The sequence below is a fragment of the Neobacillus sp. SAB-20_R2A genome (assembly GCF_049568635.1).
Taxonomy (GTDB): Bacteria; Bacillota; Bacilli; order Bacillales; family Cytobacillaceae; genus Neobacillus; species Neobacillus citreus.
The window spans coordinates 3,545,674-3,566,509 of sequence record NZ_CP145895.1 but is presented as its reverse complement, the minus strand read 5'-3'; the positions used below and the strand labels follow the sequence as shown (position 1 = coordinate 3,566,509).

At 40.2% G+C, this 20,836-nt stretch carries 17 protein-coding genes; 14 read left to right on the top strand and 3 right to left on the bottom strand.

The annotated features are described in order from the left end of the window. Nucleotides 1–100: 100 nt before the first annotated feature. Both V5M37_RS17215 and V5M37_RS17210 read left to right on the top strand, forming a co-directional pair. Nucleotides 101–538, top strand: a complete 438-nt coding sequence (locus tag V5M37_RS17215) for a hypothetical protein (protein ID WP_423798395.1) — start codon at nt 101–103, stop codon at nt 536–538. Between the two features lie 174 nt (nt 539–712). Then, nucleotides 713–1,573, top strand: coding sequence for an MBL fold metallo-hydrolase (locus V5M37_RS17210; protein ID WP_423798394.1), 861 nt, complete (start codon nt 713–715; stop codon nt 1,571–1,573). A 7-nt stretch (nt 1,574–1,580) separates the two neighbouring features. Here the strand turns inward: V5M37_RS17210 and V5M37_RS17205 are convergent, their stop codons facing one another. Continuing rightward, nucleotides 1,581–2,093, bottom strand: a complete 513-nt coding sequence (locus V5M37_RS17205; protein WP_423798393.1) for a DnaJ domain-containing protein — start codon at nt 2,091–2,093, stop codon at nt 1,581–1,583. Between the two features lie 185 nt (nt 2,094–2,278). After that, on the bottom strand, nt 2,279–2,614 hold the full coding sequence (locus V5M37_RS17200; protein WP_213119178.1) for a L,D-transpeptidase: 336 nt from the start codon (nt 2,612–2,614) through the stop codon (nt 2,279–2,281). Between the two features lie 304 nt (nt 2,615–2,918). Here V5M37_RS17200 and V5M37_RS17195 point away from each other — a divergent pair, with 304 nt between their 5' ends. The 9 genes from V5M37_RS17195 (at nt 2,919) to V5M37_RS17155 (ending at nt 13,950) form a co-directional block, all read left to right on the top strand. After that, complete coding sequence (locus tag V5M37_RS17195; RefSeq protein WP_423798392.1) at nt 2,919–3,194, top strand: heterocycloanthracin/sonorensin family bacteriocin; 276 nt, start codon at nt 2,919–2,921, stop codon at nt 3,192–3,194. Nucleotides 3,195–3,363: 169 nt separating this feature from the next. Continuing rightward, nucleotides 3,364–5,316 (top strand): putative thiazole-containing bacteriocin maturation protein, encoded by a 1,953-nt coding sequence (locus tag V5M37_RS17190; protein WP_423798391.1) that lies wholly within the window; start codon nt 3,364–3,366, stop codon nt 5,314–5,316. After that, complete coding sequence (locus tag V5M37_RS17185) at nt 5,313–7,253, top strand: TOMM precursor leader peptide-binding protein (protein WP_423798390.1); 1,941 nt, start codon at nt 5,313–5,315, stop codon at nt 7,251–7,253. The genes V5M37_RS17190 and V5M37_RS17185 overlap by 4 nt, the downstream gene beginning before the upstream one ends. Nucleotides 7,254–7,275: 22 nt before the next feature. Continuing rightward, nucleotides 7,276–8,856 carry a SagB family peptide dehydrogenase gene (locus tag V5M37_RS17180; RefSeq protein ID WP_423798389.1) on the top strand — a complete coding sequence of 527 codons (1,581 nt, stop codon included), beginning with the start codon at nt 7,276–7,278 and terminating at the stop codon, nt 8,854–8,856. A 210-nt stretch (nt 8,857–9,066) separates the two neighbouring features. After that, nucleotides 9,067–9,375 (top strand): hypothetical protein, encoded by a 309-nt coding sequence (locus V5M37_RS17175; protein ID WP_213145612.1) that lies wholly within the window; start codon nt 9,067–9,069, stop codon nt 9,373–9,375. 180 nt (nt 9,376–9,555) lie between these two features. Then, a complete protein-coding gene (locus V5M37_RS17170; protein ID WP_423798388.1) occupies nt 9,556–9,984 on the top strand; it encodes a heterocycloanthracin/sonorensin family bacteriocin in 429 nt (142 codons plus the stop codon). 513 nt (nt 9,985–10,497) lie between these two features. Further along, on the top strand, nt 10,498–11,865 hold the full coding sequence (locus V5M37_RS17165) for an arsenic transporter (protein ID WP_423798387.1): 1,368 nt from the start codon (nt 10,498–10,500) through the stop codon (nt 11,863–11,865). Nucleotides 11,866–11,893: 28 nt separating this feature from the next. Further along, entirely contained in the window at nt 11,894–12,568 is a 675-nt protein-coding gene (locus V5M37_RS17160) for a DUF2642 domain-containing protein (protein WP_423798386.1), read from the top strand. Between the two features lie 371 nt (nt 12,569–12,939). Beyond that, a complete protein-coding gene (locus V5M37_RS17155; protein ID WP_423798385.1) occupies nt 12,940–13,950 on the top strand; it encodes a DUF3231 family protein in 1,011 nt (336 codons plus the stop codon). Between the two features lie 139 nt (nt 13,951–14,089). On the opposite strand, the gene V5M37_RS17150 is transcribed toward V5M37_RS17155, so the two are convergent. Continuing rightward, nucleotides 14,090–15,346, bottom strand: a complete 1,257-nt coding sequence (locus V5M37_RS17150) for an MFS transporter (protein ID WP_423798384.1) — start codon at nt 15,344–15,346, stop codon at nt 14,090–14,092. Nucleotides 15,347–16,567: 1,221 nt separating this feature from the next. Here V5M37_RS17150 and V5M37_RS17145 point away from each other — a divergent pair. The 3 genes from V5M37_RS17145 to V5M37_RS17135 all read left to right on the top strand — a co-directional run bounded on the left by V5M37_RS17145 (nt 16,568) and on the right by V5M37_RS17135 (nt 20,600). Next, a complete protein-coding gene (locus tag V5M37_RS17145; protein ID WP_423798383.1) occupies nt 16,568–17,590 on the top strand; it encodes a nuclease-related domain-containing protein in 1,023 nt (340 codons plus the stop codon). Between the two features lie 339 nt (nt 17,591–17,929). Continuing rightward, complete coding sequence (locus V5M37_RS17140; RefSeq protein ID WP_423798382.1) at nt 17,930–18,976, top strand: flavin-containing monooxygenase; 1,047 nt, start codon at nt 17,930–17,932, stop codon at nt 18,974–18,976. A 145-nt stretch (nt 18,977–19,121) separates the two neighbouring features. After that, a complete protein-coding gene (locus V5M37_RS17135) occupies nt 19,122–20,600 on the top strand; it encodes a PAS domain-containing sensor histidine kinase (protein WP_423798381.1) in 1,479 nt (492 codons plus the stop codon). Nucleotides 20,601–20,836 lie beyond the last annotated feature (236 nt).

Below are 20,836 nucleotides of genomic sequence, written 5' to 3'. Positions count from 1 at the left end.
AAAATTTGATTCAAAATGTTGGACAAATTAACGTGTCCCTCGACTGATTAAATGAATAAGCTATTATAGTTTGATAGGAAAGGATGTGATATTGAAATCAATGAGCAACAACACTAAAAAGTTTACAGCCGTATTAAGACAGGAATTTTCCTTTTATGCGACCGACGAAGTACTTGATTCGGTTTTAGATGATATTGCAGCCCAAGGAGTAACGGTAGTTGCATTTACCATTACAAAGTTGGACATGGGCAGGGTGAACTTTGTGCGAATGGTTGTCGGTCCTGATACTTCAAATAGTTCCCGTGCCAACCAGATCGCGCGGGACGCTCTTCGCCGAGCAGGTGTACGGTTCCATCAAGAAGAAGTTATCCAGATCATTGTTTCACCTGCGCCGGGAATCTTAAGAAACGTGTTACGAGCTTTGCGCCCTCAGGTAGTAGTGTTCGCTGCATATAGTGCAATAAATTCCATCATCCTGAACGTCTCCGATATCCCAACTGCATTACAATTGTTAAGGCAAAATAACATTATCGCTTAAGGTTTTTACCTTTTTAATGCCTAATTGTGAAAGCAATTAGGCATTTTGATGTAAGTTTTAGTATAAGGTGATAAAGACCAAACGATTAGAAGTACCGTTCATGAAGTACATTGGTTATATAAATCTGTTACAATTCTGTTAGATTCGATTGATTATATACGAGGAGATAATACCATGCAAACCATAAACAAAATAGGCAATTCATTTTGGTATATGACACCTGTTTCGGAGACAGACAGACCGATTTTAGGGATGGTTGTTGGAAAAGAAAAAAGATTAATGATTGATGCTGGGAATTCGGAAGCACATGCCCAATTATTTTTAAAAATGCTGGAGGAACAAAATGTTGGCCGTCCTGATATGGTTGTGTTAACACATTGGCATTGGGACCATATTTTTGGACTGTCCACATTAAAGGATCGTGTATCGATTTCTTCAAAAGCAACAAAAGTAGAAATAGAAAAACTAATACCTTTAGCATGGACGGATGAGGCTTTAGATGAGCGGGTAAAGGAAGGCACAGAAATTGAATTTTGTGCCAGCTGCATTAAAAATGAGTTTGCGGAACATAGGAATATACATATCACATTGCCACAAGTCGTTTTTGACCATGAACTCGAAATCGATCTTGGCGGGGTAACTTGTGTATTGAAGCATGTCGGAGGGGACCATGCTTCTGATTCTGTTGTCATCTATATGAAAGAAGAGAAGATATTGTTTTTAGGTGATAGCATTTATCCTGATATATTTTCCCATAAACGGAACTATACTACCAAACGAACAAAGGACCTTGCTGCAATCCTGGAACAGTTTGATGCAGAGACCTATATCCTTTCCCACTGGAAACCAATATCGCGGACTGAGTTTAACAACGAAATGCAACTGTTAAAGACAGTGGCCGATTACACAGAAAAATATAATGGTAATGCAGAACAAATGAAATCGGAATATGCACGAGAGTTAAACCGAGATTTAAACGAAGACGAATCGGAAACCATCGATTATTTTGTGAATGGATATGAACTAAAACGATAACTTTCACTCAATCCCGTGGACTCGATTGCTTAAGATTCTCGTAATGATCATTAAACACTTTAAAAAGCCTTTCATCCCCGCCGCGGTCGGGGTGGAGGGCTTTTAGCAGTTTCTTAAATTCTTTTTTCATTTGATGGCTGCTAGAGTCTTGATTTAATCCCAATAACTCACCGTAGTGAAAAGCACTGGGTTCGGTGACTTCAATCTGTGTGTTGAGCATTTTTTTTAAGGTGCGTACCTTTGACTGTTCAATATGTATACGGGTTTTTAATATCTCTATTTGTTCTTTTAGGCTGCGATTTTCTTGAAGTGACTCTTCTAATTGTGCAGTAATTTGAGCGGCATGCGTTTGGATGATAAATTCAATCAGATCCTTAACATTGATTTTGTAGGTAGTTGTTCTTCTTTTGTTTATTTCGGCCTTCATTTTGCCTTCCTTAATCCACGCCATTACGTCATCGTCACTGGCTGCTATGCCAGACGAGGTTAATTGCTCAACCGCTTCTTTAATATTCAGCATCATTTTTCACTCGCTTTTTTTAAAATCTAGCATTCTATAATACAGATAGACCCATCATATCACTGAATTTTTTCAGAAAAAGAACAGGAGTGTGACATTAAATTAAAGTCTCTTTACATTGAGACATTTTTAATAAAAAGGATGCTCAAAAGGTACGAACATCCTAAATTTTACGAACAGATGCGTTATTTATGAATAAAAACCTGCGTGCCAATTGGGACTAAAGATGACAATTCTAGAACATCGTGATTAAACATTCTAATACAACCATGGGAGACGTTCTTACCGATAGAAGATGGATTATTTGTTCCATGTATACCGTAATGAGGTCTTGACAATCCCATCCAAAGGACTCCGAATGGTCCGCCAGGATGAGGATCCTTGTTAATAATCGTGTATGTTCCGGTAGGAGTTGGTGTCAATATTTTTCCAACTGCAATGGGGTAAGTTTTTAAAAGCTTATGACGATCAAAGAGTTTTAATTGGTGTTTTGATGTGGAGACATCAATCCATTTCGCCAAGTGGGATCAACTCCAGTTTTTTCAATAGTGTATTAAATAAAACATGTAAATGTTCATTAACAAGAATTGGCGGACAGTTATTTTTACTTGCGAAACCAACAATCTAGTAATTCTAGACGTATTTTGGAAACATTCTTTAAACCATCAGCATAAAATAGGCACTTGATTTAGTGACAGCGACCTAAAAGAAATCATATTTTGTTGAAGAGAGTACACAGCGAATCTGATTTCTGGATATACACAAATATAATCATTCAACTCTCTATATAGGTTTCATCTGATTAAATACAAAGGGGAGGAAAAAATGCAAAATTTTCATAATGAGCTTCAAGGGTTGGCAATCGATCCTTATCAAGCTGGTCAGTTAGTTCCATTCGGTCAACAGATGGAGGATTCACGATTGTGGGGTCGCTGTGGCGGTTTTCGTTGTGGTTTTGGTTGCGGCTTTCGTTGCGGTTTTCGTTGCGGCGGTTTTGGCTGCGGTTTCGGTTGCGGCTTCGGTTGTGGCTTCGGTTGCGGCTTCGGCTTCGGTGGATTTGGCTGTTTTGGCTGTGTTGGTATCGGTTTCGGTTTTATTTAATTGGTGTGGCTTTTGGCAATTACCCAAAAAAATTATTTATGAAACAAAGTGCCCCTGCACGGACTTGTGCCCCAGGGGCACTTTTTACTGTGTTTATCATATTGGACAAAAAATCGTACATAAACTGATAGTGCGCAAGTAGTAACGATTGGAATAAGGAGGAGCGCCAGTGACAGAACTTACCTCGTCCTCACGTCTAAAAGTTAAAAGGGATACCTTTTTTCTCCCAGATCAAAAGGGGGGTGTCTATTTTAGAAATAACACAAGTTCATTCCGAATGGAAGGCAAAACCATCTACCAGTGGATTGAAAAATTGTTTCCGATGTTCAATGGCGAGAAAACTTTGGAAACTTTGACTCACGGACTGACGCCGCCGTACCGTGACAGGGTATTCGAGATTGGAGAAACGTTGTACAAGAATGGGTTTGTTCGTGATGTCAGCAAAGATATTCCCCATGAGTTAAATCGTCAAGTTCTTGAAAAATATGTTTCACAAATTGAATTCATCGAGAATTTTGTCGATTCAGCTGCTTACAAATTTCAAGAATACCGCCAAGCTAAGGTTTTGGCTGTAGGTTCAGGAACCTTCATGGTTTCTTTGGTTTCTGCTTTACTCGAATCAGGACTGCCCAAATTAAATGTCATGATAACAGATGGGGTTCCAACCAATCGGCTCCGTGTTCACGAGTTGGTGGAGAATGCGAGAAAAATAGATTCTGATGTGGAATTGGCAGAAGTCCCTTACCGTCATGGGGCAGGGATCCATTTTTGGAAAGAAGCCGTTCAGGACTATGATTGGATTCTATATGTCTCTCAGGAGGGAAATTTAAATGAATTAAGGAGTCTAAATCAAGTTTGCAAAGAAGAAAAGAAGGCATTCCTGCCAGCCATCTGTTTAGAAAAAGTGGGGCTCTCCGGTCCGTTGACTCATCCGGAATCAGAGGAATGCTTCGAGTCAGCATGGCGAAGAATTCATCAATCTTACCTGCAATCTGGAAAGCAGCCTGAAGAGTATTTTTCCACATCAGGAGCCCTTTTAGCCAATGTCTCTGTTTTTGAATTTTTCAAGAAGGCTACAGGAGTTGCAGGTTCAAATCAAAGTAATCAAATTTACCTGCTTAATCTTGAAACGATGGAAGGAGACTGGCTTTCTTTCATCACCCATCCATTTGTAACGTCTAAACGCAATGCCCCCGAACTGATTGAAAATCTTGAAGATAGACTGAAACTCGAATCGGACAGGGAAGAGCAGGAGGGTATGCTGTTAGAATATTTCAGTCGATTAACGTCAAAGGAAATAGGTATTTTCCATACCTGGGAGGAACGGGATTTGCCGCAGCTTCCTCTTTCCCAGTGTTATGTTCAGGCTGTTGACCCATTGTCAGAGGGACCTGCGGAGCTGCTTCAGGAAGTGTTATGTTCGGGCCTGACACATGAAGAAGCAAGAAGAAAAGCTGGGTTGAAGGGTATAGAAATGTATGTTTCAAAAATGATAGATTCCGATATATATAGGGTCAGGAATCAGGCAGAGGGAGCACCAGTCGGTTTTATGGGCATCGGTTCAGGGGCAACAATTGCAGAGGCTGTTTGTCGGGGGCTGCAAGCCTATCTGGATGAAGCGTTGGAAAAAAGAAAGAGTGAAGGGCACAACACGGTTTACCGTGTGCCGATTGGAGCCATAGAAGATAAAACATGCAGATTTTATATAAATGCCCTGACTACCTTGAAGGGTTCACCGGCCATTGGAGTAAAAGAGGATGTAGCAGGCTTCCCTGTTGTATGGGTAAAGTCAAACGGCCGTTGGTACACAGGAGCAGGCTTAAATACAACATTGGCATTGCGCAATACACTCGAGCACGCACTTTTCGATGCTCAAAACGGGATTAGTTCCGCTGAGAGGCAAGGGAATGATTCGATAATTTATCTGGAAAGAATAGGTTCTAAATTCGAAATTTCCTCATGTGAAGACATGACACAATTGGATCTATTACAATCTGCTATTCAGGTGTTACACAGAAACAATAAACAGCTATTAGTCTATGACCTGTCGATAGAGCCTTTTTTACAACAAGAGCTAGCAGGAGTGTATGGTGTGCAGGTACGAGAGGGGGATTCCAAATGACTGCACAGGTCCTCATTGACGGAGCTGGTTTATTAGCGGAATACGTCTATGATCTTCTGTCTACCAGCTATCTAGTAAGGCGTCAAAGTATTTTGGAAGAGATTCCTAAAGAAACAGAATTAGTCCTGTTGCTAGACGATGCCTGGCATCCAGCCGTTCATCAACAGGCGGAACAGCGATGCAGGACCGCTGGGATTCCTTGGCTGCGAGGTTTCGTTTCCTTTGGTGAGGGGATCATTGGCCCAATGATACGGAGAGAAAAACCGGGATGCTCACTCTGTGCTGACAAACGGCGCTTGATAGCCGGACCCGACCGCCTTGAAATGTGGGGAATTCAGGCGAGATTGACTTCAGGTGAAAGTGTGCTGCGTGATGCCTGGGCTTCCCGAACGGGGCTATCGCAAATGGCCATCTTGATCAGAAAAGAGGTTGACAAAGTACTTCAAGGAGAACCCTCCTCCTTGGAAGAAAGAATGTTCATTACCAATCTGAGATCATTAACGACCTCTAGTCACTTTTTCCTGCCTGAACCATTATGCCCGATTTGCAGTCCAATCCTTGAAGACACACCGGAATTAGCGCAAATCAGGTTGGAATCCAGTCCTAAATTAAATGGTGAAGGCTATCGCACTCGTTCAATGGATGAATTGAAAACGGTGTTGGCCGCAGACTATTTGGATGAACGTACTGGAATCATGAATGGAAAAATGGCGGATTTCAGGCTCCCGTTTGCCGATGTTTTGGTTAACATGCCGTTATTTGGTGCGGACGAGGGAGTAGCGGGCCGTACTAATTCCTATGATATGAGTGAACTGACGGCTATATTGGAGGGTTTGGAGCGATATTGTGGAATCGAGCCTCAAGGCAAAAGGAAGAAAGTTCGGGATAGTTATAACAATGTAAAGCATATCGCATTAGATCCTGCATCAGTAGGTCTGCATGACCAGGAACAATATGCAAAGCCTAATTTTCCGTTTAAACCGTTTCATCCTGATGCCCCAATGAATTGGGTTTGGGGTTATTCCTTGTTACAAGAACGTCCGATTCTGGTTCCAGAGCTACTTGCCTATTACAGTTTGGGCAATGGGGATGGCTATATTTATGAAACCTCTAATGGGTGTGCGTTGGGTGGGAGCTTGGAGGAAGCCATTTTCCATGGGATTATGGAAGTCGTCGAGCGGGATTCCTTCTTGTTAACCTGGTATGCCAAGCTGGCCCTTCCTCGGGTTGACCCTCGTTCGGCTGACGATAAAGAAGTAGAGTTGATGGTGGACCGCTTACGTGATGTCGCGGGATATGACGTTTATCTTTACAATTCAACGATGGAACATGAAATCCCCAGTGTTTTTGCGATTGCAAAAAACAGACAATCAAAGGGGGTAAACATCATTTGTGCTGCAGGAGCGAATCCTGATCCTGTCAGAGCTGTAAAAAGTTCGCTTTTTGAGCTCGCTGGAATGATGGTTCGGCATGACAAAATATTAGAGGAAAACCGACAGAAATATGAACAAATGCTGAAGGATCCATATGCAGTCCGTTTGATGCCGGACCATGGCTTGCTCTACGGTCTGAAGGAAGCAGAAAACCGGCTGGACTTTTTATTGGATGCCAATCGTCCATTACGAACGTTTGCTGAGGAATTTAAACAGCCTCCATCGAATACCGATTTGAAGGATGACCTGCAGGATATTCTTCAGCGGTTCCAAGAATTGGACCTCGAGGTTATTGTGGTGGACCAAACAACACCGATCATCAAACGGAATGGATTATACTGTGTAAAGGTATTGATTCCTGGCATGCTGCCGATGACATTCGGACATCACCTAACCCGTGTCAAAGGGCTGGAAAGAGTCCTCCAAGTGCCGGTGAAACTTGGATACGCCAAACAGCCGTTGTCGTATGAACAGCTAAATTCAGATCCGCATCCATTCCCATAATGGTAAGGAAGGAGGTTTACTCTTGAAACTGGAGACATTTCTGCACTACCTTCACTTTGATCCGGAAAAAATCACTCCGCCAGATTGGCAAGTTGATTGGGGCGATGCGCCGCTTCCCTATAAACTATACCGCGGACTACCCAAGATTCCATTAACCGGTGAAGTACCGTTAACGCTTGAGCAGGGAGAAGCCCATGCAGAGCACGGACTAGAGGAACTCGGGTCTTTCTTATGGTATGTATACGGTCTAACGCATTACGCACAATCCGCTTTCCTTGAAGATCCCGAGGATATAACTACTGTTAGCTATCTTCAGTTATTACGAAAATTTGTTCCTTCTGGCGGGGCGTTGTATCCCAATGAATTATATGTGTATGTAAAGATTAAGGACGTCCCAACGGGAATTTACCATTACGATGTAGCCCATCACAGCCTTCGCTTGCTCCGAGAAGGAAATTACGATTCCTACTTGTCCAGGAGCCTTGGAAATGGTGATGTTTCTAATTGTTTCTGCACGGTTTTTGTCTCGACGGTTTTTTGGAAGAATTTCTACAAATATCATAATTTTTCCTACCGCCTACAAGGTTTAGATACCGGTGTGGTCATTGGGCAAGCATTAGAAGTGGCAGATCGAATGGGATTCTCTTCACGGGTATGCTACCAATTTCTTGATCGCTCTATCAATCATTTGCTCGGGCTCTCGGAACAGGACGAAAGTGTCTACGCAGTAATTCCCTTATCTAATTATCCATCAATCCAATGGGATGACAACTTTAATATAGAAGAGGGTGTCTCTGCCGCAGAATTGTGCCAGGAAGTGCCATTGCTTAAAACGGAAACGTATAACCGTTCGAAGAGAGTACTTGATTACCCGATGCTGAGAGAGATGAATGAAGCATCGATGTTTGACTCAACACAGTCATTTGTAAAAATAAAAAGAGATGATCGTGTTCGACAGTCCATTGGTACGGAATTAATCATGCTCCCATATACAGAGTCCTTTTCGTACGACCTTGCATCTGTTTGTAGAGAGAGGCATTCTCCTGATGTTGATTTTATGATGGGGAAAGTCAGTCAAACCCAACTAGCCACCTTGTTGAAAGAGGTTTTTTCCAGACCTTACCAGAATGATCTTGACGGCATAGATAGAAAAACGGGGACTCGTGTTTCGTTGTACGGCTTTTTTTATAACGTGGAGGGTGTTTCAGATGGTGCTTACGCCTATGAGAAAGGCGCACATGCACTGAGTAGAATAGCAAACGGAGATTTCCGTGAGATATTGCAAAATGGTTTAACCATGCCCAACGTCAATCTGTTTCAGGTGCCGCTCTGCTTACATTTGGTTGGAGACAAGGAGCATCTAAAAGAGGAACTGGGATATAGAGGATACAGAATTCAACAGATGGAAGCAGGGATACTCTTGCAACGGCTGCTGTTAATCTCATGTGCCTTGGGCATGGGGGGGCACCCTTTATTAGGTTTTGATGCGAAACAATGTGATGAACTTTATCGAGCTGAAGTGAAACAAATAACGAGCCTCATCCAAATACCTGTGGGGCCGTATCGTCCCCGTGCCTGGTTAAAGGGAAGTTTGAAGAGCTAGATTAAGTTTAATAGCAAAAATAAGGAAGGCCCCGGTCCAAGATTAGTATAATGGACTAGGGCTATTTATATTTATTAACGTAAACTAATAGGTGTAAGAATGCCTGATGAGTTTCATGAAATCAAAATGTAAATATTCTGTCACTATAATATCGTTGAGGTTATGAATTGATAAGTTTACACTTTAATTACTATTTGAGGAGTGATTAAAGTGAAAACAGTTTCAGTAAATGAGTTAAAGTTTAAGAAAAATTTAACGATGATTGAGCAATTTTCAATCCAAGATTTCCTATTTAAATATATTAGACAAACCACAGAAGAAATTGCTGATATCCTAAAACTTGAGTACTCAGAGAATGTCTTTGCCAAGATGGAGGCAAAGCTGGAGCCAGCAATAATTATTAATGGGGTTGAACAATTCAGATATGTGACAATAACTGAAGATAATCAAATTGTAATTGGTGTTTTAGATTCCAATAAAGAGTTAAAGCATAGAATCATTTTTCTAGATGAAGTTTAATTGCTAGCATATATGTGGAAGTATAAACAACTGTTCTACCTACATAACAAATCTTTTAATATAGTAATCTATTTTTAGACTTTTTTGAGAACATCTCATAAAACTTCAACGAAAAATAGGCTCATTATTTAGTGACAGCAACCTATAAGGAATCATAAATTGTTGAAGAGAGTGCAAGACGTGTTGAATGTTGTATCTTACACATTTATCTCTCTATTCAGGTTTAACCTGATGAAATACAAAGGGGAGGAAAAAATGCATAATCTTCAATTTGATCTGCAAGGGTTGGGAATCGATCCTTATCAAACTGGTGAGTTAGTTGTGATGGATCCACAGAGCCTGGATCCGCGCCTGCATGGCGGCATGCGTTGTGGTGGCGGCATGCGTTGTGGCGGCGGCATGCGTTGTGGTGGCGGCATGCATTGTGGCGGTGGCATGCGATGCGGGGGCTTTCGATGCGGCGGTTTCCGTTGCGGCGGTTTCCGTTGTGGTGGGTTTGGATGTGTTGGTTTTAGTTGTGTCGGCATTGGTTTAGCGGTTGGCGGATGTGGAGGTTGTGGCAGCTGCTATGGCGGCTATTATGATGGATACTATAATGGCTACTATTAACATAACTGTGTCAGAGTTATTGTTATATTAACTATTCAAGTAACCAGCAGGGTAGGTAAATAAGCATATAAATAATAAAGGGACAGTACTGTTTTTCGTAAGCTAATAAGAAAGTATAAACTTTCTGTCGAAAGCTTTATACTTTCTTAACGCATAAATTCAACTACGCCTCTGTCTTCGTCCTATCGGACTCGCCAATCGGCGAGTTTACATTTATGTCCCTTCCCATTGAATTTGTATAAATTTTACTGTGCGAAGCTTAATTTGCTTCGCTTTTTTGTTTTTCCAATGAGAGGTAGCTATTAGAATTTCATTATATTTGTTTAGACTCCAGTTGATTTATTGAAAAAAGGGTACAAGTCTAAAGCCTGTCTTATTCGTTTTTCATAGGATAAAGTACAACAACACAAGAGGGACAGATGGTAGGGGGGGACATCAGCGGAACGATTGTAGAGGAAGGTATGTGGTATCAGGATACTTCCTGAGAAATCACAAAATGAAGGGAGAAAAAATATGGTCCATTTAACCGTTTGGATCACCATTGTGACTTTTTTGGTTACCCTAGGACTTATTCTTTGGCGGCCAAAAGGCATCAATGAAGCGATACCTGCCGCAATAGGTGCGGTTATTGTTGTCCTTAGTGGAAGTGTTTCATTATCCGATCTGGGGATCATTTCAGAAACCATAAGCGGTGCTGCCATTACAATCATGGCAACGATTGTCATGGCGATTGTATTAGAAAGTTTCGGGTTCTTTAGCTGGATGGCTGAAAAGCTTGCAGAAAGAGCAAAGGGGTCAGGGATACGTTTATTCTGGTATGTCAATCTTCTATGCTTCCTTATGACACTTTTCTTCAATAACGATGGAAGTATTTTAATCACAACCCCAATCCTAGTCATGCTGTTAAACAATATGGGCTTAAAAAACAAGCAAAAAATTCCATACTTGCTATCTGGTGCTTTAATTGCGACGGCTTCGAGTGCCCCAATTGGAGTAAGTAACATTGTAAATTTAATTGCGCTTAAAATCGTTCATATGGATTTGTGGCTGCATACAGCGATGATGTTTGTACCTGCAACACTTGGGTTGCTGCTACTGACTTGGTTCTTGTTCCTTCGCTTTAAGAAAATCTTACCGAAAACCGTTCCTACGAATGTTTCGGGGCTGACAAGTTCCTCTTATCATCCCCTCAAACCAGTGAAAGGAATTGAACATCCTTCAGAAAAAGCCCGTTCAAGATTTATGCGAAATGTTCTTCTGTTCGTGTTTGCTGTCCGTTGCAGCCTATTTGTTGCTTCGTTTTTGGGTATTCCCGTTTCCCTCATGGCTGTAATCGGCTCGCTTATTCTTTTAGCATGGAGATGGGCATACTTAAAAATCTCCCCAGCCGATATGCTTAAGAAAACGCCGTGGTATATTATCGTTTTCGCCTTTTGTATGTATACCATCATTTACGGTCTCAATAACATCGGATTGACAGACTGGTTGATTGGTTTCATGGAACCGATCGTTTCTGGAAGCTTGCTCCACGCGAGTGTCATGATGGGCGTGCTCCTATCCGTTCTCTCCAATATTTTTAATAATCACCCAGCCCTCATGGTTGGAACACTTACCTTAACCCATATGGATCTTAGTTTGCTCGAATTGAAAATTGCCTACTTGGCGAACGTAATTGGCAGCGATATGGGCTCGTTACTGCTTCCAATGGGAACCCTTGCTACATTGATGTGGATGCATATCGTAAGGAAAGGAAAAGTAATGATCAGTTGGTGGGAGTATATCAAAATCACGGTCGTCGTCATACCACCCGCAACTCTGTTTACCCTAGTTGTTTTATATTATTGGGTTTCTTGGCTGTTTGGCGGTGCTCTTTCGCATTAAGATATTTTAGTGAAAAAGGAGAATGAAGATGCCGATCGATTTTGTTGATTTAATAGGAAAGAAAATTGACGTTGAACTTTCAGGAGGAAATTTTCACAAAGGAATTCTGTTAGATAGCGGATTAGACATCATCGTCTTGTACGATAGCAAGAACCATCGTTTCATTTATATTCCATTCATTCATGTACAAAGATTAAAAGAAACTGAATTAGAAGAAGAAGATCTTACTAATACTCCACCGGCAGAAAAACCAATTGAAACGGATGCCATATCTTTTCGAAAGGCATTAACTGTTGCTAAAGGATTGTTCTTGAATGTTTATGTCACAGGAAATAAATCCATTCATGGCTACCTAACTAGCATTATGAACGACTATTTCGTATTTCACTCACCTGTATATAAAACAATGTGTATCTCAATGCATCATGTGAAATGGCTCATTCCCTATCCACCAAATACAACGCCATATTCCTTAACGAGTGAAAATCTGCCCCTTATGCCTAAATACACTCCCTTAGCGAGGTCGTTTGATGAGCAGTTGAAAAAATTTGAAAATCAACTTGTGATTATTGATGGTGGAGACCATCCTGAAAAAATCGGCGTACTCCAAAAGATTCAAAATAACAAAATCGCTTTAATCACAGCCGAAGGGGAACGGATTTATCGGAATGTGGAGCATATTAAAACAGTACAACTACCTTAACATCGATGTGAAAACTTGAGAGATTGATATAACAACATGAAAGAAAGGCAGAGTGATGTCATGTTTAGTCAAAATATACAAAATAAATAATCCATCCTGTTGGCAGGCGAGGATGGATTATTGAATCACCGTTAACACTATATTTGACCGTGTCGTTTTTGTCACGGTCTTTTTTTTCTGGTGTCCTTACCTATGGTTATGATATGTTATTGACTTTAATTTTGTTCAGGCTAAAAAATTTTTTGTCAGTTCATCTTTCTTAAAATAAATTTCTTGGAATGGTACTTAAAAATGGATTTTAATGATCATTAGATATTTTTCCTATTAAGGGGAAATCTAATTTTTAGTGGTAAATAACAGGAGGTATAAAAGTGGATAAAGTCACTCATCATGTTGATCTAACGTCAGCAGAATTAGCTAATCTCTGGACCCAATACATAAATGATTCTTTGTCAATTTGTATACTTCAACATTCTATTGAGAAGGCGAAAGATCAAGATATTAGAGACATTCTTGAATTTGCCCGCAGCCTAGCGGAATCCCATCTCGTTAAAATTACAGGTTTTCTTAATCAAGAAAATTTTCCGATTCCCAAGGGATTTTCACTAGAACAAGATGTCAATCTTAATGCCCCGCCATTATTTACGGATACCTTCATGTTAGTTTATATGCATGTTATGACATTACTCGGATTAACTGGCTATGCTGGTGCAGTCGCTACCTCGCAACGAGATGACCAAATAGACTACTTTATTCAATGTAATACGGAAACCATGCAATTATATAAGCGAATAGCAAATCTATTGTTAAGTAAAGGGATTTATAGTAAACCCCCTCGGATAAATATTCCAAATGAAATTGATTTTGTAAATAATCAAAGTTATCTAACGGGATGGTTTGGGAAAAAACGACCTTTAAATGCTGTGGAAATTAGTGCTCTATGCTTTAATATGATAAAGGTTAGTATGAAAGTTGTAATAGAAATGGGCTTTGGGCAAGTATGCCAATCAAAAGAAGTTCAACAATATTTCCAAAAAGGTAAAAATATTTGTGAAAAACAATTTAGTGCTCTTAGTTCGATCCTAACGAAATCTAATTTGTCGTCACCTAATTCATGGGTTTCTGAAGTAACAAATTCAACTGTTTCACCATTTTCAGATAAATTGATGTTAAATCATGTTGTTATATTGGTTTCCTCAGCAGTTGGTTATTTTGGCGCAGGACTTTCTGTTTCGCAAAGAAGAGATCTAGGTGTTGAATACGCTAAAATGATAGCAGAAATGGGGCTATATGCTGAAGATGGGGCACAACTATTAATTAAGAACGGTTGGTTAGAACAACCGCCAATGGCTGATGACCGTGAGAAATTAGCAAAGGAATAGAACAAGTAACGAATAGGAAAGAAGCCTTGTGTTGAAGTATAGCACTCCCAGGAATTTAGCGGCCAATTCTTTTATCCAAATAAAAGGCACCCGAATCACTTATTCGGGTGCCTTTTGTTCGCAATTCTCCTAGGCCATTTTAATGGTGCTGCATAGGGACAGCTTTCACCTGTTTGGCTGATTTTAGCTTTAGCATTGGGAGTAAAGCTAATGCGCCGATAAGGAATAGAGAGGATGCCATTAGATACATAACAATAAGCGGATATTCTGCTTTTAATAGCCCGACCAAGCTCATGTTTAACACCATTCCCCCCATAAATAGAGGGTTTAAGATTCCGTTGACTCGACCTACAAAAGATTCTTCGGCATTTGTTAAAATCAATGTATTACATGCAATATGGATAGGTGGACCCATAATTCCGAATACGAATTGAGCGAGTAAGGCTGCCCAAACCAGATTAACAGACCCCAATACCGCAACAGATACGGCACTCGAAATAAATCCAATCAAAAGCATCTTTTGCGGTGTGATCTTTTTGGAGAGCGCCATTGCTCCAACCCCGCCAAGGATCATTCCTGCACCATTTAAATCGGTAAACCATTGCAGGTTTTGTGCAGATAATCCTAGATTCTCAGTGACCAAGAATATTCCCAGTGGGTTGACAAGGCCTAGCCCCATACCGGCGGCAAGGAAAAATCCCCCCATATAAAGGAAAAGCTTATTTGAAAATACATAACGCAAACCCATCTTCATCTCCGCTGAAACATTTGTTGTCAAAACCGTTTCTACCTTTTGATCACCAGGCAAGAACGCAAGAACAAGAGCGGATAATAGAAAACAAATGCCCATGATGGCGATCGATACATAGATACCGAATTGGAAGTAGATCAGCGTACCAATAATGGGTCCCAATACCGTAAAGATAGACTGCATCGTTTGGTTCATGGACATCCCTAGCTGCATTAAGGATTCAGGAACATGAAGCTTAAACAATTTCATACCAGATGGCTGTGAAAACTGTGATAAAACAGATGAAACGAGGGTGGCGAAGAAGATTGCCTTCCAGCCGCCAAAAACGAGTGCCAGTAATACTGCGAATATGGACAGTGCACTTAGCAGATCACATAAAACCATGGTGCGTTTGGGTCTCCACCGGTCGGCAAAGGTCCCGCCGATAAAAGAGAATAAGAAGATTGGCCCGAATTCAGCTACGGAGATCATCGAAATTGCGAATGGATCCTTATTGGTTTGTTCGGTTACAAACATTAAGATGGCAAAGTTTCGGACCCAGATTCCTAACTGTAAAAACAGTCCTGATAATAATATCGATTGAACAAAGCGATTGGCAAACAACGATTTCATCGTTGGTGCCTGGATTTGTGGTTGACTTGACATAATTACAACACCCTTTCAATTTTTTTTGGAAAGCGAAAATTCAGCTTGGGATTCTTAAGGCAACTGCTTAAGAATCGGCTTCGTCTGCTTTGAAACTATCTTACGCCAGTTTGAAGTAGCTAAAACCGCAAACATACAGCATGAATACCGCAAAATTAGGCGGAAGTAACCGCAAATAAACGGAGGAGATTCGCAAATAAAAGGAGGAGATTCGCAATTAAACAGTGAGTTTTCGCAAATAACTTAATGAGGCAGCTCCTTCTTGTTTAGAACCGCAAAAATATTGGGGGGATTCGCAAATAAAAGGAGGAGATTCGCAAATAAACAGTGAGTTTTCGCAAATAACTTGTAGAGGCAAGTCCTTTTTTTTTAGATCCGCAAATATATCGGGGGGATTCGCAAATAAAAGGAGTAGAATCGCAAATAAACAGTGAGTTTTCGCAAATAACTTGATAAGGCAGTTTCTTCTTGTTTAGAACCGCAAATATATTGGGGGGAATCGCAAATAAAAGGAGTAGACTCGCAAATAAACAGTGAGTTTTGGCAAATAACTTGTAGGGGCAGCTCCTTCTTGTTTAGACCCGCGAATAAATCTGGGAGAATCGCAAATAAACGGAGGAGATTCGAAATTAAACAGACAGTTTTCGCAAATAACTTGATGAGGCAGCTTCTTCTTGTTTAGAACCGCAAATATATCGGGGGGAATCGCAAATAAAAGGAGGAGATTCGCAAATAAACAGTGAGTTTTTGCAAATAACTTGTAGGGGCAAGTCCTTCTTTTTAGATCCGCAAATAAATCGGGGGGAATCGCAAATAAAAGGAGGAGATTCGCAAATAAACAGTGAGTTTTCGCAAATAACTTGATGAGGCAGCTCCTTCTTGTTTAGAACCGCAAATATATCGGGGGGATTCGCAAATAAAAGTCGTAGATTCGCAAATAAACAGTGAGTTTTCGCAAATAACTTAATGAGGCAGCTCCTTCTTGTTTAGAACCGCAAATATATCGGGGGGATTCGCAAATAGAAGGAGGAGAATCGCAATTATTTTGGGAAATTCCACAAATATATTTCAAAACTTAAATTAGTAGGTTTTAGATTAACTTCAAATAAGGATCTTCCAAGAAAAAAAGACACAATTATTTAACAATATTCGATAAATTTCAGCAGGATTTTCAATATTGGAGAAGAATTTATTTTTCGAAAATAGAAAGGAGGAGTTATTTTGATACTGAAAGTAAGAGTAGTTCCGCTTATTATTCTCATCTTGGAGGCTATTTTGAGGCGGCTCCCGAAAAGTCACCCTAGATATCCAATGATTGAGGACGAACATCGAAGGAGAGTGATTGGCTACAAAGGCGAAGAGTCGCTCGATTTCTACTATCGATCCCTTCCAGAACAGAAATACTTTATACTCCACGATTTAAACCTACCTGATGGCCCGTACAACTGCCAAATTGATACACTCCTAATTAGTTCAGATTCCATTATTGCTGTAGGTTCGAAAAATATAGGCGGAAACCTAACTTTTGACACTGAAAACAAACAGTTTATTCAAGAGTGGCATGGAGAAATGAAAGGATATCCTAGTCCAATAGCCCAAGAAGAACGGCATCAGGAGTACTTACAACAACTGCTGGCAGCGCACAACTTCCCTCCGGTTCCCGTTGATTATGTGATCGTCCTAAGTAATCCGTATGCAACATATGTTGTTACTGGCCCAGAATCGGGAAGGGTGAAGAAGCGGGTTTGCAAGGCCGATGCATTCCTTAATAGAATTAAAATGTTTGAAGGTTATTATAAAACTCCTGTACTTGAAGCAAAGGAAATGCGAAGATTATCCCGGCTCCTCATTAAAATGAATACCCCTCCGACAAACTTCATGTTAGAAAAGTTCGGAATTGAGAAATCAGACTTAATGCCTGGGGTTCTGTGTCCTACCTCTCATCATCCTCTTATTCGCAAAAAGCATAAATGGTATTGTCCCGCCTGCCAAACTTATTCCAAGGATGCTCATATTCATATGTTAATGGACTATTTTTTGCTGTATGATCTGAAAATCACAAACAAGCAGTTCCGAGAATTTGCTCGTTTGGATTGCATACATATCGCCGGAAGAATCCTGCGTTCATTAAATCTTATTTCTTCCGGTTCGAAAAAGACACGGACGTATTCACCTGCTAGTTTTCCTTGGGATCCTAAAAAGGAAATTAAAAATATGAGCAAAAAAGAGAGAAGCGGAAATTAATATCAGATGGCTCTCTCAATAAAAATTTTAGGAGCTCATTTTCTGATTTGGGTTCGCAAATAAATAGTGGGATATCGCAAATATATTTCCTGGTTTCGCAAATAAACCTCTAATTTTCGCAAAATAGTGTTGGTCCCCCGCAAAAGTGAAACTAGTTGATTTATTTAGAAGTTTAGATTTACATAAAAGGGAGAGTTAGTTAAAATTTGGGTTTCGAAGGCCCTACAAATTTTTGCGGGAGTGGGGCTCATTTTTGCGCGTTGTAACTTCTTCTTCTGCCGTAAGATGATTTCATACCAAACGGAATGGGAATTTATATAAATACAAGGGGGATTGTTTATGATTTACGATGTGATTGTGGTGGGTGGCGGGCAGGCTGGTTTATCAATGGGGTATTACTTGAAGCAATCGGGGTTTTCGTTTTTGATCCTTGATAATCAAAGCAGGGCAGGCGATGTTTGGCGAAAGAGATATGATTCTCTCATTTTGTTTACACCAAGATTATTTAGTTCGTTACCTGGTTTGCCTTTACCAGGTGATCCCAAGGGGTTTCCAACAAAAGATGAAATTGCGGATTATCTCGATCAATACGTTCAAGCATTTGACTTGCCAATAAAGTTCAATACTCAGGTACAAAAGGTACAAAAAGAAAAGGATATTTTTGTCATATCCACCAACGATTTAAAGATAAAAACAAAGAGAATCGTCATCGCCACAGGTCCATTCCACATACCAAGTATTCCATCCTTTGCGAAAGAACTCTCAAGAGAAATAACTCAGCTTCATTCTTCAGAATATAAAAACCCAACTCAGCTGCAAGATGGTCCTGTATTAGTGGTAGGAGGCGGTAATTCGGGTGCCCAAATCGCAGTTGAGTTATCGGAAAGTCACGAAACATACTTATCTGTTAGCCAAAAAATTCGTTTCATGCCTTTAAATGTTGCTTCAAAAAGCATTTTCTGGTGGTTTGATAAATTGGGGTTATTAAAGGCAGATCGTCACTCTTTCATCGGTAAAAAAATCCAAAGCCAAGGTGACCCCATTTTCGGTTACGAGCTGAGGGAGAAGATAAAGAATCATAGTGTCATAGTAAAGAGGAGAACTAAATCTATTCAAAAAAATGAGATTCAATTTGAGGACCTTACTTCCATCTCAGTAAAAAATATTATTTGGGCTACTGGCTTTGCTCCGAACTATTCATGGATCGAAACCCCCAATCTTCTGGATTCTAACGGAAACATAAAGCATGAAAGAGGGGTAACAGAAATTGACGGACTCTATTTTCTTGGTTTGCCCTGGCAGCACCGCAGGGGCTCGGCCCTGCTATTAGGGGTTGGGGACGATGCGGAGTATCTTTATAAATGCATGACAAAGAAAAACTTATAATTCGCCATCTGGCGTTTTTTTGCCTAGGCAATATTTGCGGGAAATGAAAAAAAGTACGTACTGGAACGAACATTAATGTATTCAATTCTTAGTTCATCATGTAAAATGGAATTTATAGGAAAAATTATCCATAGGCGGTGAAAGTTTGGAAAATAAGACCTATAGGAACTGGGAATTTGAAACGATTGCAAAGCATACACTCGATATCCTTTTGATTGTTGACCAACATCAAATCGTACAATTTGCTACACCTTCTGTCGAAACAATTTTAGGTTATGGTCCAGACGAATTCGTGGGGAGAAATGCATTTGATCCTCTCTCTCCGGAAGATCGGGATCGATTAATGGCATCACATAAAGAAGTGATCGCGACAGGTGAACCAAGGGTGGACGAATATCGCGTGTTTCATAAAAACGGCGAATTAAAATATTTTGAATCGCGGGTCATGCCGGTTCAAAACCATCCCGACAATCTTATCGTTGTGTCCATTCGGGATGTTACATTGAGAAAAAGAATGGAATCAGAGCTTGAGCGAAGAAAGAACCGATATCAGGAACTGCAAAATTGTTTAAAAAACTACTCACAGGACCTATCTGGAGTTATGAAGGTGTCGGAGCTTAAAAGCAGACTAATACACGAGCTTAACACAATAATACCGGATTCTGAACCGCAAATGGTGATCTATGATCGGGAATCGAAAGCGATGGAAGGGGAGTACCCAGTAAGTCTGGCGGCTGTTTTGACAAATTTAACGGTTGGAAAACTTAAGGTTGAAAACGAGCAGATTTATATTTTAATAGGTGACCGTAAGGAAATTGCTTATATTCTCACCATTAAATCCTCTTCCATCAAAGAGTCAATGGATTTAATTTGGCTGGAGACATTGGTTCATTACACCGTAATGGTTTTTGAAAGTTTGAATGTAATTGAGAGTCTGATGAGTCAATTGGAAACAGCCCTTCAAAAAAGTGAAAAACCACAGTGGATTTTAAGATTATTGTTTAACTTATCGGAAAAACAAAGAATGGAATTATCAAGCGATTTACATGATACCGTCCTGCAGGATCAAATGGCTTTATATCGAAACATGGAATCCATTTTAAAGGAATACCAATTTGATAGTGAAGTAGACCGGCAGCTAAAGGGAATTGTGCAAGGCCTGTTGGACACGATTCATCAAATTCGAATGACTTGTAATGAGCTGCGGCCGCCGCTTCTAAGGGAAGCGGGCCTTATTAGCGCTTTAGAAAATTTATTTGATTATACTCAAGTATCTTCAACCTTTAAAATCAAGTTTACAGTCGAGAATACGGATAGCCTTGTAATAAATGAAGAAGAAACCATCGGCATTTACCGTATTGTTCAAGAGCTGCTTAACAATGCCGCTAAACATTCGCAAGCCAGTAATCTTCATTTTCATTTAATCAGAACGGATGAGTGTATTCATCTTCACTATTTGGATGATGGCGTCGGCTTTGCTGCTGAAAAATTGACTCCGTCCTTTAAAAGTATGGGACTTTCCGGTATGCGGGAACGAATTCAAAGCCTCACCGGAACTATAGATTTTGCCTCGCAGCCTGGCAAGGGCCTAAGTGTTAAGATGCAAATACCACTAAGTGTTTAATGTATGGACACTTTGAGGATTAACTTTTATAGTATTTTCCTTCATAAATTTATAGAAAAAGCGGATGAGCCTAATTAGGGAGAGGTTCATCCGCTTTTTTTCTTTAGCCGGATTGTTAAAACAAGGTTGGGGAATACTGGAATTAAATTATTTTGTTAGGTGAGTATTAAATGACACCATTGATTAGCAAGGAAGAAATAAAAAATTCTGATCAGTTTTTTCAAAGAATTCCTCAA